Source organism: Paenarthrobacter sp. 22069 (assembly GCF_052046035.1).
GTDB lineage: Bacteria > Actinomycetota > Actinomycetes > Actinomycetales > Micrococcaceae > Arthrobacter.
In genome coordinates, this window is sequence record NZ_JBQEQF010000014.1 from 131,446 (window position 1) to 144,702 (window position 13,257).

The 13,257-nt window shown below is 65.6% G+C and carries 15 protein-coding genes, 1 tRNA gene and 1 other RNA gene; 8 read left to right on the forward strand and 9 right to left on the reverse strand.

What is annotated here, in order from left to right:
• Positions 1–15: 15 nt before the first annotated feature.
• The 3 genes from orn (at position 16) to def (ending at position 1,552) form a co-directional block, all read left to right on the forward strand.
• Positions 16–645, forward strand: a complete 630-nt coding sequence (gene orn / locus ACTJK0_RS13300) for an oligoribonuclease (RefSeq protein ID WP_110540906.1) — start codon at positions 16–18, stop codon at positions 643–645.
• A 130-nt stretch (positions 646–775) separates the two neighbouring features.
• A tRNA-His gene (locus ACTJK0_RS13305) sits at positions 776–848 on the forward strand.
• A 131-nt stretch (positions 849–979) separates the two neighbouring features.
• Entirely contained in the window at positions 980–1,552 is a 573-nt protein-coding gene (gene def, locus ACTJK0_RS13310) for a peptide deformylase (RefSeq protein ID WP_110540907.1), read from the forward strand.
• A 40-nt stretch (positions 1,553–1,592) separates the two neighbouring features.
• On the opposite strand, the gene ACTJK0_RS13315 is transcribed toward def, so the two are convergent.
• The 5 genes from ACTJK0_RS13315 to rnpB form a co-directional block, all read right to left on the reverse strand.
• On the reverse strand, positions 1,593–2,408 hold the full coding sequence (locus tag ACTJK0_RS13315; protein WP_440745484.1) for an HNH endonuclease family protein: 816 nt from the start codon (positions 2,406–2,408) through the stop codon (positions 1,593–1,595).
• Between the two features lie 125 nt (positions 2,409–2,533).
• Complete coding sequence (locus ACTJK0_RS13320) at positions 2,534–2,743, reverse strand: hypothetical protein (RefSeq protein WP_110540909.1); 210 nt, start codon at positions 2,741–2,743, stop codon at positions 2,534–2,536.
• 74 nt (positions 2,744–2,817) lie between these two features.
• Complete coding sequence (locus ACTJK0_RS13325) at positions 2,818–4,296, reverse strand: glyceraldehyde-3-phosphate dehydrogenase (RefSeq protein WP_440745485.1); 1,479 nt, start codon at positions 4,294–4,296, stop codon at positions 2,818–2,820.
• A gap of 263 nt (positions 4,297–4,559) precedes the next feature.
• A complete protein-coding gene (locus ACTJK0_RS13330; protein ID WP_440745486.1) occupies positions 4,560–5,093 on the reverse strand; it encodes a TspO/MBR family protein in 534 nt (177 codons plus the stop codon).
• Positions 5,094–5,137: 44 nt separating this feature from the next.
• An RNA gene (rnpB, locus tag ACTJK0_RS13335) (RNase P RNA component class A) lies at positions 5,138–5,520 on the reverse strand.
• 56 nt (positions 5,521–5,576) lie between these two features.
• Between rnpB and ACTJK0_RS13340 the strand changes: the two genes are divergently transcribed.
• Positions 5,577–6,341, forward strand: coding sequence for a YaaA family protein (locus ACTJK0_RS13340; RefSeq protein WP_440745487.1), 765 nt, complete (start codon positions 5,577–5,579; stop codon positions 6,339–6,341).
• Positions 6,342–6,353: 12 nt separating this feature from the next.
• On the opposite strand, the gene ACTJK0_RS13345 is transcribed toward ACTJK0_RS13340, so the two are convergent.
• Complete coding sequence (locus ACTJK0_RS13345) at positions 6,354–7,091, reverse strand: zinc ribbon domain-containing protein (RefSeq protein ID WP_440745488.1); 738 nt, start codon at positions 7,089–7,091, stop codon at positions 6,354–6,356.
• A gap of 155 nt (positions 7,092–7,246) precedes the next feature.
• Positions 7,247–8,170, reverse strand: a complete 924-nt coding sequence (locus tag ACTJK0_RS13350) for a Nif3-like dinuclear metal center hexameric protein (RefSeq protein WP_440745489.1) — start codon at positions 8,168–8,170, stop codon at positions 7,247–7,249.
• Positions 8,171–8,280: 110 nt separating this feature from the next.
• Here ACTJK0_RS13350 and msrA point away from each other — a divergent pair, with 110 nt between their 5' ends.
• The 3 genes from msrA (at position 8,281) to epsC (ending at position 10,429) form a co-directional block, all read left to right on the forward strand.
• Complete coding sequence (gene msrA, locus ACTJK0_RS13355; protein ID WP_440745490.1) at positions 8,281–8,805, forward strand: peptide-methionine (S)-S-oxide reductase MsrA; 525 nt, start codon at positions 8,281–8,283, stop codon at positions 8,803–8,805.
• Between the two features lie 64 nt (positions 8,806–8,869).
• Positions 8,870–9,805, forward strand: coding sequence for a cysteine synthase A (gene cysK / locus ACTJK0_RS13360; RefSeq protein ID WP_110542046.1), 936 nt, complete (start codon positions 8,870–8,872; stop codon positions 9,803–9,805).
• 39 nt (positions 9,806–9,844) lie between these two features.
• Positions 9,845–10,429: a serine O-acetyltransferase EpsC gene (epsC, locus tag ACTJK0_RS13365; RefSeq protein ID WP_110540915.1), complete on the forward strand. Its 585-nt coding sequence runs from the start codon at positions 9,845–9,847 to the stop codon at positions 10,427–10,429.
• Between the two features lie 80 nt (positions 10,430–10,509).
• Here epsC and gndA read toward each other — a convergent pair whose 3' ends face one another.
• Positions 10,510–11,946 (reverse strand): NADP-dependent phosphogluconate dehydrogenase, encoded by a 1,437-nt coding sequence (gndA, locus tag ACTJK0_RS13370; protein WP_110540916.1) that lies wholly within the window; start codon positions 11,944–11,946, stop codon positions 10,510–10,512.
• A 234-nt stretch (positions 11,947–12,180) separates the two neighbouring features.
• On the opposite strand from gndA, the gene ACTJK0_RS13375 reads away from it, so the two are divergent.
• Positions 12,181–12,906 (forward strand): FadR/GntR family transcriptional regulator, encoded by a 726-nt coding sequence (locus tag ACTJK0_RS13375; protein WP_440745491.1) that lies wholly within the window; start codon positions 12,181–12,183, stop codon positions 12,904–12,906.
• A 3-nt stretch (positions 12,907–12,909) separates the two neighbouring features.
• Here ACTJK0_RS13375 and ACTJK0_RS13380 read toward each other — a convergent pair.
• On the reverse strand, positions 12,910–13,257 hold a 348-nt coding region (locus ACTJK0_RS13380), incomplete at its 5' end, for a zinc-binding dehydrogenase (RefSeq protein ID WP_440745492.1).

Sequence of the window (13,257 nt, forward strand, 5' to 3'; positions counted from 1 at the left end):
CGGTAGGCTGGACCGGTGCCTATATCTAACGAACGAATCGTCTGGATCGACTGCGAAATGACCGGCCTGGACATCAAGAACGACGCCCTCATCGAAGTGGCAGCCCTGGTCACCGATTCAGAACTGAACATCCTCGGCGAAGGTGTCGATGTGGTCATCAAACCCGATGATGCGGCGGTGGCCCAGATGTCCGACTTCGTCCGCGACATGCACACAAAGTCCGGGCTGCTGGCGGAACTTCCGCACGGTAAGACCATGGCAGAAGCCGAAGCCGCCGTCATGGAGTACATCTCGACCTGGGTTCCGGACCCCCGCAAGGCACCCCTGGGCGGAAACTCGGTGGGGACGGACCGCGTCTTCCTGTCCCGCGACATGCCCACCGTGGTGGAGCACCTCCACTACCGGGTCATCGATGTCAGCACCATCAAGGAACTGTCCCGCCGCTGGTACGCGCGGGCATACTTCCAGTCGCCCGCCAAGAAAGGCGGCCACCGTGCCCTGGGCGACATCAAGGACTCGATCGACGAACTGCGGTACTACCGTGAAGCTGTGTTCGTCCCGTCCCCCGGGCCGGACAGCGCCACTGCGCAGAAAATCGCGAAGGGAATCACCGGCGGCGGCCCCGGCGGGCAGGCCGCCGGGTAATCTGCGCCACGTTTGCACAAATTTTTTCGGCAAAACACTGAAAGTGGACAAAGCACTCCCTTTGAGCAGGTAAGCTATTTGAGTTGCGTTTCCGGGGAGCCGCTAAGGCGGAAATCCCCTGAGGCACATGGTGGGCGTAGCTCAGTTGGCAGAGCGCCTGGTTGTGGTCCAGGAGGTCGCGGGTTCAACCCCCGTCGCTCACCCTCACGGGGCGGCACATGCAGCCGTCAACAAAGGAGGCCGCACCGGATATCCGGTGCGGCCTCCTTTGTTGTGCCCCACGGGGCACGTCCACACGAGCCGGGGACACCGCGAAAGCTGAAGGACTACTGATATGACTGTTCTGCCGATCACCATCTGGGGCGAGCCCGTCCTCCACCGGCGGGCCACCGAGGTGGAAGTTTTCGACGACGAACTCCGCACCCTGATTGCCGACATGTTCGAAACCAACGAAGCCGCGAACGGGGTGGGACTCGCCGCCCCGCAGGTTGGCGTGGGCAAGCGCATCTTTGTCTACAAGTACGCCAATGACGACGGCGCTCCCCCGACCGGGGTCCTGGTGAATCCCGTCCTGACCCTGTCGAAGGTCTCCGGCGCAGCTCCGGACCCTGATGAGGAGGAAGAGGGCTGCCTGTCCTTCCCGGGCGAGCAGTATCCACTGAAGCGGGCGGAATGGGCACGCGTGGAGGGTTTTGACGGGTTCGGCCATCCCGTCAAGTTCGAGGCCACCGGCTGGTTCGCACGGGTGATCCAGCACGAGTACGACCATCTGGACGGCAAGCTGTACGTCAACCGGCTGATTGACCGTTACTCCCGCAAGGCCAGGAAGCAGGCAAAGAAGAACGGGTGGGGAGTTCCGGGGCTGACCTGGATGCCCGGTGTTGATCCGGACCCGTTCGGCCACTGACCGCGTCCTCCCGGACGGCCCGTCTCCGGATCCCCGCGGGTCAGCGGGCGGTTTGGACGGGCCGGGCTGTGATGGTCTGCTGCTGCGGGCAGGAGGAGAGGACGTTTTTCATGGCGTCCTTTTCGGCTGGAGTTACCCATAGCCCGTAGGCCGCCTTCACCGAGATCTGGCGGGCAACGTAGTGGCAGCGTATGGCTGTGTTCTTTGGCAGCCAGGTGGCGGCGTCGCCGGCGCTTTTTTGCTGATTCGCCGTCCCGTCCGCCGCGACGAGGTTCAGGGGGTCGTTCGCGAGGCTCTGCCGTTCCATGGGGTTAAGGCCCTGAGCCCCTTTCTGCCAGGCGTCGCCCAGTGCCACCACATGGTCTATCTGGACCGCTCGGCTGCTGTCCTGTCCGCGGCGGAAGTCGGTGTCCCGGCCTGTATAAGGTTCCCGGAAATGGCCGGCGGTGACCTTACAGGTGGAGCCCTCGGAAAAGACCACGCCGGCCAGGTCCCGGCGAAGGATGTCATTGCGGGTATCGCAACCGTTCCGGTCCACATCCAGCCAGGCCTGGCCAAAAGCCTCGCGGGTATAGCCGGTGTTCGGGGCCCTGCCCTTCACGGCGAGGCCGTCCAGGGCCGCGAGGGCGGTGCCCTCCGGCACCGGGCGGGGCTCCTGGACCGGCTTCATCCATAGGCTGTCGAAAACGGGCGCTTCTGTTGGTCCATCCGGCTGGGCGCCTGCTGCGCCAAACTGGCCGGAGGTGAAAAACCAAAAGAGAACGGCAAGGATGCCCGCGGCAGCCGTGCCGAGGAGCGCCCAGGCCTGCCGGGAACGGCGCCGGCTGCGGCGGTAGGCGGACCACTTGATGGTCATGGGGCTGACGCCGGAAGGGGAATGTCGGGCACCCCAAGAGCCTAGGACAAAGGGATGCCCCGGCCGCTGATATCCACACTGTTGAGGACGAGTAATGGGTCACACGGCCGGGGCTGAACCTTGGCTTATTGCTCCCTGGCTACCCGTCGCAGGTCTTCCTCGGCTATGGCCAGCAGCCCCTCAAGCTGGCGGACGCGGTCCTCACTGACATCGCCAGTCTTGTGTGCCGCACGGGCGTGCTCAAGCAACCGCACCGCTTCCTTGTGGTTGGCTTTCGCCACGTCGAGGGCGTGTTCGAGGGTGGTTTCGTGCTGAAGTGTCGATTCGTTGTCCATGCCACAAGTCTGGTACCGATTCCCGGCTGATTCCAGAGAACCAGCCGGGAATTCCCCGAACGTGTCGGAACCGGTCAGACGGCAATCGCGGCGAGTGCCGCGGCACTTTCCTTGGCAGGGAAGGACGGCGGGTTCACACCGGCCATCTCCTCCATGACGCGCACCACCTGGCAGCTGTAGCCGAACTCGTTGTCGTACCACACGTAAAGGACCAGGTTCTTGTCGGTGGAGACCGTGGCCAGCCCGTCTACGATGCCGGCGCGGCGGGAGCCCACGAAGTCGGTGGACACGACCTCGGGCGAATCGATGTAGTCGATCTGCTTGCGCAGGTCCGAGTGCAGCGACATTTCGCGGAGGTAGTTGTTGACCTCGTCCTTGGTGGTGCCGTTTTCGAGGGTGAGGTTCAGGATGGCCAGCGACACGTCCGGAGTGGGGACGCGGATCGAGCTGCCGGTGAGCTTGCCCAGGAGTTCGGGCAGGGCCTTGGCAACTGCCTTGGCGGCGCCGGTTTCGGTGATGACCATGTTCAGGGCGGCGGACCGGCCGCGGCGGTCACCCTTGTGGAAGTTGTCGATCAGGTTCTGGTCGTTGGTGAAGGAGTGGACGGTTTCCACGTGGCCGTGCACCACGCCGAACTTGTCGTTGATGGCCTTCAGGACCGGGGTGATGGCGTTGGTGGTGCAGGACGCTGCGGACACGATGCGGTCCGAATCGGTGATGTCCCGCTGGTTGATGCCGTGGACGATGTTCTTCAGCTCGCCCTTGCCCGGTGCGGTCAGCAGGACCCGTGCCACGCCCTTGCTCTGCAGGTGCTGGGACAGGCCTTCGGCATCGCGCCAGCGGCCGGTGTTGTCCACCACGAGGGCGTCCTTGATGCCGTAGGCGGTGTAGTCGATGGTGGCGGGGTCGTTCGAGTAGATGACCTGGATCTGCACGCCGTTGGCCGTGATGGTGTTGGCGGCCTCGTCGATGCGGATGGTGCCTTCGAAGGAGCCGTGGACGGAGTCGCGGCGCAGCAGGCTGGCACGCTTTGACAGATCGTTGTCGGAGCCGCGGCGCACCACAATGGCGCGCAGGCGCAGGCCGTGGCCGCCACCGGCCTTTTCGATGAGGAGGCGTGCCAGGAGCCGGCCGATGCGGCCAAAACCGTAGAGCACAACGTCCGTGCTGGTGCGGTCGTCGCCGCCCCGCTTGCCCACGATCTCGGCGAGCTCGTCGCGGAGGAACTCTTCAAGGGTGGCGCCGTTGCCCTCTTCCTTGAACTTCTGGTTCAGCCGGGCGATGTCGATGGCGGCCGCACCGAGTTCGAGTCCGGCCAGCGTGTTGAGCAGGGGCGCCGTTTCCTCCAGGAGCAGTTCGTCCTTGCTCATCCTGCGCGCGAAGCGGTGCGCCTTCAGGATGTTCATGGTGGACTTGTTGATCAGGCTCCGGCCGTGGATGCTGGTCACCACGTTGTTATCGCGGTACAGCCTGCCGATCACCGGGATCATGGCCTCGGCGAGGGCCTCCCGGCCCATCCACGTATCAAGACAAGAATCAGACGTCTGGCTCACAGAAATACCTTCCTCGGTTCAGCCGTGTACGTCGTCGTACACAGATGTAGGCCACCTGATGATGTCCAGGGGCACCGGCGCCTGCAGGGATGGCCCCCAGGCACCTGGATCGCGTGCAAAGAAAAACCGCCGGTTGCGGACGCAACTTTCGGCGGTAGAACTCCTGCGTCCGGAATCCATTCTAATTTGGCCCGGTGCAGGGAACACATTTGTGTTGCGTGAAATCACTCACACGTGCGCCCGTGCCCGGAGGTGGGCGTTCCTCAGTTATGGAGGGCCGAATAGAGGTTCAGGCTGCCGGAGAAGACGAGCCAGGAGAAGTAGGGCAGCACCAGGATCCCGGCGGCGGCGTCCACGGGCCCGAACCGCAGAATGAGGAATGCCAGGGTTGCCGCCAGGACACAGATAACCAGGAACGCAGCCCAGAGGGCCGCCGTGCCGAGCATGGGGTACATGCCGAAGAAGGCCACCGGCCATGCCGTGTTGAGCAGCAGCTGGACCACGTAGCCGGCACGGGCGCCGCCCGTCAGTCCGCCTTTGCGCCACACCCGCCAGGCCGCAACGGCCACGCCGGCGTAGAGCAGCATCCAGGTGGTCCGGAACATCCACGACGGCGGCATCCAGGGGGCTCTCTCCGAGCTGGCGTACCAGCCGTTCGAGTTCAGGATGATGGGAACCGAGGCGAGGGCCCAGGCCACAGCAGACAGCGCCAGGAATCCGGCGAGGGCAATGATCTGGGAACGTAGCCCGGGGAGGCCGTTGGGGGATGCTGGATGCGTGTCAGGAATTACGGGCACGGTACAGCATCGCCAACACAAAGCCCGGGGTCAAACGGGGGGTGTGGATGGGACAGCCGGTACGCCGGGTTCTGTTCTCCCTGCCGTTACCGGAAAGGGAGCGACGGCCATCCATCTACGAGTACCGTTGCCGGCACCCTCCAGCGGCCTACCCGGACACTCGGGCGGGCAGCCCTCGAACGTGTCCTGTCTGGCCTTGCTCCGGGTGGGGTTTACCTAGCCTTCCCGGTCACCCGGGAAGCTGGTGGTCTCTTACACCACCGTTTCACCCTTACCTGCCCCGGCCGGAACCGGAACTGCAGGCGGTCTGTTTTCTGTGGCACTGGCCTGCGGGTTACCCCGAGTGGGTGTTACCCACCACCCTGCCCTGCGGAGCCCGGACGTTCCTCGAGCCACTTGCGTGACGCGCGGCCGTCTGGCTGTCCCATCCGCGTCCAGTCTACCGGGGCAGGCCGCCGCTTTTGTCGCCGGTAGGATCGGACGGTGCTGATTCTGCTTCCCCCCTCCGAAGGCAAGACGCCCGCCCTCAGCGGACCCGCCGTCGACTGGTCCTCCCTGGGCTTTCCGGAACTCAACCCGTACCGCGCCAAAGTCCTGGAAGCCCTGGGGACGGCCAGCGCCCACCAGGACGCCCTCGCCCTGCTGGGGGTCGGCGCCTCGCTGCGTGACGACGTCGAACGCAATACCCGGCTGCACGCCGAGCCTGCCGCCCCCGCACACAGCATCTACTCGGGCGTCCTGTACGACGCCCTCGGCTACCGGAGCCTGACGCCGGCGCAGCGGCGCAAGGCGGACGCGTCAGTGCTGGTGGTTTCGGCCCTGTGGGGCGCCCTTCGCTTCGCCGACCGTGTGCCGGCCTACCGGCTGTCCATGGCCGCGGCACTGCCCGACGTCGGCCGGCTGGCTCCATTTTGGAAGGCGCAGCTCGGCGAAACGCTGGGTCCCGCGGCCGAGGACCACCTGCTGGTGGACTGCCGGTCCAGCACCTATGCCGCCGCGTGGGCGCCGCCGCCCGGCCAGACCGTGTCGGTCAATGTCTTCACGGAGGCAGGCGGCGTCCGCAAGGTGGTGAGCCATTTCGCCAAGCACACCCGGGGCGAACTGGCGCGCCACCTGCTGACGCGGCGCGGAAAAGCCCCGGAGACGCCGTCGGACCTCCTGAAGGCCGCCCGCGAAAAGTGGGACGCGGAGCTGGTACCGGCCATGGCCCGGAAGCCGCATGCCCTGAACATCATCCTGCCTGGCTGATTGCCCCGGCAGTCAGGACCACTCGTCGGAGCGGACCAGGATGGCTCCGGAGTCGGGGCAGAAAACAATGTCCTCGGGCGCGGCCGCCTTGATTTCAGCGAGGTCGCCCGGGCTGAGCCTCATGCCGGAGGCTTCGGAGGTGCCGTGGAAGAGCCGTGCCGCGCCCACACCCCGCCGGGCCAGGGTTTTTTCGTAGACGCTGAGCAGGCCGCCATCCAGCCCTGCTGCGAATTCGCTCCGCTGGGCCCGCAGCCCGGAGGCTTCCGTTTCCACCTCTGCCAGCGCCGCATCCAGTTCGGCCCTGATGGTGCCGAAGGAACCCTGGATGTCGTCAACGATCTGCTGCTGCGCCGCCTGCCGCGCCCGCAGCGTGTCCAGCTGCTCCAGGACTTCGAGCTCCACATCCTCCAAGTCCGAGCGCCGCTTGTTGAGCGAGGCAATGTCCTTCTGCAGAGCCACCAGGTCTTTGGACAGTCCGGTGCCGCTGTTGAGCCGGGCTTCGTCGCGTTCGATCCGTGAGGCGACCTGCTCGACGTCGGCCTCCGCCCGCTTCAGCGCGGCTTCGGCGTCGTGCACGGCCACCTTTGCTGCGCCCAGTTCCCCGTTCGCTACGGACAGCGCGGCCTCAAGGTCCTTGATGCGGGGGTCGTTTTCCAGCGAGCGGCGGCGGGTGGCCAGGGATTTGAGCTTGGCGTCCAGGCCCTGCAGTTCGAGCAATTTCAACTGTTCCGCCGGTGCTGCCTTGGCCACTGTTACCTCCGCTTGATACCTACCGGCCGTGGGCCGGGCACCGAACCGGCGCTTCCTAGACTCTAGCGCCTGGCCCTGCCGGCCGTGCCCGGACGGGAGGCATGTGGGGGCCTGCCCCATGCCCGGACCGGGCGAGTCCGGACCGGGCGTGGGAGTCAGCCCGGAGTCAGGATGAAGTCCCACGGATCGCTGTTGGTGGTGCTGACCCGGATCTCCACGTCATGGCCCTGGTCTGCCAGCACGTTGCCGAGTGCTGCAGCCGCGGCCGGCAGCCAGAGCCATTCGCTCGCGAAATGCGAGACGTCAACCAGGTAGGGGCGCCCGTTCAATGCGGCCTCGCGGGCCTCGGAGGCCGGATGGTGGCGGAGGTCAGCCGTGACGTAGACATCGGCGTTGGTGGCCCGCACCTCGTCGAAGAGGGAGTCGCCGGCACCTCCGCACACTGCTATGCGCCGCACCAGTCCGTCCTTGTCGCCGGATACCCGGACTCCCCCGGCAACCGACGGCAGGATCCCGAATACCCGGGCGGCAAAGTCGCCCAGGCTCATGGCGTCGGCAAGGTCGCCGACACGCCCGATGCCTTCCTCCGGCAGCCCGTTGGCTGCCAGGGACAGCGGAGCGACGTCCTGGAGGCCAAGGGCATCGGCCAGGACATCGGAAACACCTCCGACGGCGGAGTCGCCGTTGGTGTGGACGGTCAGCAGTGCCGTGCCCGCCTCGATAAGCCGGTGGACTGCCCGGCCTTTCGCCGTGGTGGCCGCGACGGACGTAACACCTTTGAGCAGTAGGGGGTGGTGGGTGATGAGCAGTTCGGCCCCCCACTCAACGGCTTCGTCAATGACCTCCAGCGTGGGGTCCACCGCAAACATCACCTTGCTGACGGGCGCGGAAGGGTGGCCGGCCACGAGCCCCACCTCGTCCCAGTTCTCCGCCAGGGACTCCGGCCACAGTTCCTCGACGGCAAGGAGCAGTTCCGCCAGGGTGGGCGCGTCCACCGAACCGGCCGGGGCCGGCGTGCCGGAGGAGGTTCCGTCGTCGTGATCTTCCTGGCCGGTAACGTCGGTGTCCACAGGTTCCATAGTCTTAGTTTTACCCCATGGCCCGTGCCCGGCCGCAGATTGCGGCCGTGAACGGGCGGCCGGGAATGCCGGCTGGGAATGATCCGGCGCCGTCAACCATTGAAGAGGTCATGAAAACTTTTGTTCTGGGCGGGGGCTGCTTTTGGTGCCTCGACGCTGTCTACCAGAAGACCAGGGGTGTCACGTCGGTGGTGTCCGGCTACACCGGTGGGTTTGATCCGCATCCGGATTACTATTCGGTCTGCAGCGGAACTACCGGGCACGCCGAGGTGGTGGCCGTGACCTTCGATGAGGAGGTCATCCCGGCGGAGGTCATCCTGGACATGTTCTTCGCCCTGCACGACCCCACTACCCTGAACCGCCAGGGGTACGACGTGGGCACCCAGTACCGCTCCGTCATGTTCTACGAGACCACGGAGGAAAAGATCCTGTTCGAGGAAGCCATCGAACGGAACCAGGCGCTGTGGCCGCACCCGATCGTCACGGAGGTAAGCCGGTTGCCCCGGTTCTACGTGGCGGAGGAATTCCACCAGGACTACTACGGGAAGCATCCCGAGCAGGGGTACTGCCAGGTGATCATCAACCCCAAGCTGGCCAAGGCCCGGAAATATTACTCTGCATGGCTTAACGCTTAGCCACCGTTACGCGGCCTCGTTAGGCTGACCTCAGTATTCACCCCTCAGAGATAGGCGTATGTACATGGCACGGATCTATGACGATGTAACGCAGCTGGTCGGCGGGACCCCGCTGGTTCGGTTGAACCGGCTCAGCGAGGGGCTGGACGCCACCGTTGCCGTGAAGCTGGAGTTCTACAACCCGGCGAACAGCGTCAAGGACCGCATCGGGGTTGCCATCATCGACGCCGCGGAAAAGTCGGGCGCCCTGAAGCCCGGTGGCACCATTGTTGAAGGCACCTCCGGCAACACGGGCATTGCCCTGGCCATGGTGGGCGCAGCCCGCGGTTACAAGGTCATCCTCACCATGCCCGAAACCATGTCCACCGAGCGTCGGGTCATGCTGCGCGCCTTTGGCGCAGAGATCGTCCTGACCCCGGGATCCGAAGGCATGCGCGGCGCTGTGGAGAAGGCCCAGGAGATTGTGGCCAACACCGAAAACTCCATTTGGGCCCAGCAGTTCGCCAACGAAGCCAACCCGGAGATCCACCGCAAGACCACTGCCGAGGAGGTCTGGGCCGACACTGACGGTGCCGTAGACATCTTCGTTGCGGGCATCGGCACCGGGGGAACCATCACCGGCGTCGGACAGGTCCTGAAGGAGCGCAAGCCCGGCGTGCAGATCGTGGCCGTGGAACCGAAGGACTCCGCCATCCTGAACGGCGGCGCCCCCGGCCCGCACAAGATCCAGGGCCTGGGTGCCAACTTCATACCCGAGCTTCTGGACACCAATGTCTACGACGAGGTCATCGACGCCACGCTCGAGGATTCGGTCCGCGTAGCCCGCGAGCTGGGCATCAAGGAGGGCATCCTTGGCGGCATCTCCTCCGGCGCCATCGTCTGGGCTGCACTGGAGCTCGCGAAGCGGCCGGAAAATGCCGGCAAGCTGATCGTCGCTGTGGTCTGCGACTTCGGTGAGCGTTACATCTCCACCGTCCTCTATGACGACATCCGCGGCTGATCAAGCTGCCATCCGCCCGTTTCCTGTAGAAAGAACTTTGTGGGCTTTTTCGCAAGACTAAAGGAAGACCTCGACGCCGCCCGGTCCCATGACCCGGCGGCTCGAGGTTCTTTCGAGAACTTTTTCGCCTATTCCGGCCTGCACGCCATCTGGATCCACCGGCTGACGCACCGCATGTGGCAGAACCCTTCCCTGCGCTTTCCCGCCCGGCTCCTGTCACAGCTCGGCCGGTCCTGGACGGGTATTGAGATCCACCCGGGCGCCACCATAGGCCGGCGGTTCTTCATCGACCACGGCATGGGGGTGGTGATTGGGGAGACCGCCGAGATCGGCGAGGACGTGATGATCTACCACGGCGTGACGCTGGGCGGCCGCTCGCTGGCCCGGATCAAGCGCCATCCCACCATCGGCGACAGGGTAACCATCGGCGCCGGCGCCAAGGTCCTGGGACCTATCACGATTGGCCGGGACAGCGCCGTGGGCGCCAACGCCGTTGTGGTCAAGGATGCGCCGCCGGAGTCCATCGTCACGGGCGTGCCCGCGAAATGGCGGCACCGGGATGCGCAGCGGGAAACCAAGCCCGCCGTGGACCCGGCCGAATACGACATCGAATACCGGATTTGATCTTCCGGCAGTAACAGCAAAAGGCGGGCAGGTCCCTGGGTTACCGGGGACCTGCCCGCCTTTGTTAGCGGCAGCAGGTGCTAGTGCGTGTCCACTGCTTCAACCTCGGACTTGTCCTCGCCCCAGAGGGTGTGGAAGGTCCCTTCGGCGTCAACACGTCCGTAGGTGTGCGCGCCGAAGAGGTCGCGCTGGCCCTGGATGAGTGCGGCAGCCACGCGCTTGCGGCGCAGGCCGTCGTAGTACGCGAGCGACGACGAGAACACCGGCACCGGGATGCCCAGCTGAACGGCGGTGGCAACCACGCGGCGCCACGCCGGCAAGGCCTCGGCGATGGCCTTGGTGAACGCCGGAGCGAACAGCAGGTTCGCAGGCTTCTCGTCCGCGGCGTAGGCCTTGGTGATGTCCTTGAGCAGCTCTGCGCGGATGATGCAGCCTGCCCGCCACAGGGAGGCGATTTCGTCCAGCTTCAGGTCCCAGCCGTATTCCTTGGCAGCTGAGGTGAGCATGTCCAGGCCCTGGGCGTAGGAAACCAGCTTGGAGGCGTAGAGGGCCTGGCGGACATCCTCGACGAACGTCTCGGGGATTTCCACGGTGGCTTCATTGCCCGCCAGCAGTTCCTGGCCAAGCTTGCGCTGTGCGGCCTGGGAGGAGAGGGCGCGGGCGAAGACCGATTCTGCGATGCCGGAAACCGGCGAGCCCAGTTCCAGGGCGGAGATGACGGTCCACCGGCCGGTGCCCTTCTGGCCGGCGGCGTCAACCACGACGTCGACGAACGGCTTGCCGGTCTTGGCGTCAACGTGGCCCAGGACCTCGGCGGAGATTTCGATGAGGAAGGACGAAAGCTCGCCCTGGTTCCACTCGGAGAAGATCTTTGCCTGCTCGGCAGGCTCGATGCCGGCGCCGGAGCGCAGCAGGTCGAAGGCCTCGCCAATGACCTGCATGTCCGCGTATTCGATGCCGTTGTGGACCATCTTGACGAAGTGGCCCGCGCCGTCGGTGCCGATCCAGGCGCAGCAGGGTTCCCCGTCGACCTTTGCGGAGATCTTTTCCAGCAGCGGGCCAAGGGCCTTGTAGGACTCCTTCGAGCCGCCGGGCATGATAGAGGGGCCGTTCAGTGCGCCCTCTTCGCCGCCGGACACACCGACGCCCACGAAGTGCAGGTCCTTCTTGGCCAGCGCGGCCTCCCGGCGGCGGGTGTCCTCGTAGTGCGAGTTGCCGGCGTCGATGATGATGTCGCCCGGCTCGAGCAGCGGCTCGAGCTGTTCGATGACCGAGTCCACGGGCTTGCCGGCCTTGACCATGATCAGGACACGGCGCGGCTTCTCCAGCGAGTCAACCAGTTCCTGCAGGGATTCGGTCCGGATGAAGTCACCCTCCGAGCCGTGCTTTTCCAGCAGCGCGTCCGTCTTCTCCACCGACCTGTTGTGCAGGGCGACCGTGAAGCCGTTGCGGGCAAGGTTGCGGGCGAGGTTGGCGCCCATGACGGCCAGGCCGGTGACACCGATGTGTGCAGACATCAATAACTCCAATTCATAGTTTGCCCGCGGCGCCCGTTTCCGCAGGGCGGGAAGACACCGGGGCATATCTGAGGGTCCGAATAAAGCATATATATTCTGGCTGTGACGCGAAAGTGGCGGCCGCTTAATGGAACCCATTGTGTCGGTCCAGGCCTACTGCCGCGACCCCGGGCGTCCGCCACGGCGAAGGAACCACGATCAACCAGGGGTTTGGCAACAACTAGGCTTAGCAGCATGACCAGCAGCCTGCATCACCGTGCCATCGACAACCTGGGCACCCGGATCATCTCGGGGGACCTCCCCGCGGGCCATGTGATGCTCGCCGAACAGCTGGAGGACGAACTCAAGGTGTCACGGTCGGTGATCCGCGAGGCGGTTCGCGTCCTGCAGTCCCTGGGACTGGTGGAAACCACCAAACGTGTGGGCATCCGGGTTCTCCCCGCCAGCCGCTGGAACCCCTTCGATCCGCAGGTGATCCGCTGGCGGCTGGCCAGTGACGCCCGTGGCGCCCAGCTGCGGTCCCTTGCCGAGCTGCGCGCCGCCGTCGAGCCGGCAGCCGCGGAGCTGGCAGCGCAGAACGCCCCGGCGCCGCTGCGGATGGAACTCGTGGACGTGGCCCGGGCCATGAGGGAAGCCGGCAACAACGGCGAAGTTACCCGCTTCCTGGAACTGGACATCCGTTTCCATTCGCTGCTGCTCTCCGGTTCCGGCAACGAGATGTTCGCCAACCTGATGGGACAGGTGGCCGAAACGCTGACTGGCCGCACCGTCCACGGCCTGATGCCCGACCACCCGCACCAGGCCGCACTGCAGTGGCACCAGGACGTGGCCGAGGCGATTGCCAGGGGCGACGCCGCGTCCGCCCGCGAGGCCTCCGACCGGATCATGCGCCGGACCATGTCCCAGATGGCCGACACCTGGACGGAGCAGCCCCGCGTCTTTATCCCCGTGCGGCAGTAACCGTCAGCCCCCATCCCCGAAGCTGAGGAGGACTTTGCCGGAGGTGGTGGAGTCTTTGGCGACTTCGAAGGCGTGCAGGGCGTCGGCGAGGGGGTATTCGTGGGTGATGACGGGGCCGATGTGGAGTGAGCGGTCGGCGAGGGCGGTGATGACCTGGTCGATTTCGTCGTTGAAGCGGAAGGATCCTTTGAGGTCCAGTTCGCGGGTGATGGCCAGCGAGATGGGGACCGGCTGCATGCCGGTGGGCAGCAGCCCGACCATGACCACGGTCCCGCCGCGGACCGCGCCGTTGATGGCTGAGGCGAGGCCGTGGTGGTTTCCGGAGGATTCGATCACGACGTCGGCCTCCAC

What these genes read in the sequence shown, in the direction of transcription:
- def (WP_110540907.1), top strand. Translation starts at nt 980, where the DNA reads ATGACTGTTCTGCCGATCACCATCTGGGGCGAGCCCGTCCTCCACCGG.
- ACTJK0_RS13315 (WP_440745484.1), bottom strand. Translation starts at nt 2,408, where the DNA reads ATGACCATCAAGTGGTCCGCCTACCGCCGCAGCCGGCGCCGTTCCCGG.
- ACTJK0_RS13320 (WP_110540909.1), bottom strand. Translation starts at nt 2,743, where the DNA reads ATGGACAACGAATCGACACTTCAGCACGAAACCACCCTCGAACACGCC.
- ACTJK0_RS13350 (WP_440745489.1), bottom strand. Translation starts at nt 8,170, where the DNA reads ATGGAACCTGTGGACACCGACGTTACCGGCCAGGAAGATCACGACGAC.
- msrA (WP_440745490.1), top strand. Translation starts at nt 8,281, where the DNA reads ATGAAAACTTTTGTTCTGGGCGGGGGCTGCTTTTGGTGCCTCGACGCT.
- cysK (WP_110542046.1), top strand. Translation starts at nt 8,870, where the DNA reads ATGGCACGGATCTATGACGATGTAACGCAGCTGGTCGGCGGGACCCCG.
- gndA (WP_110540916.1), bottom strand. Translation starts at nt 11,946, where the DNA reads ATGTCTGCACACATCGGTGTCACCGGCCTGGCCGTCATGGGCGCCAAC.
- ACTJK0_RS13375 (WP_440745491.1), top strand. Translation starts at nt 12,181, where the DNA reads ATGACCAGCAGCCTGCATCACCGTGCCATCGACAACCTGGGCACCCGG.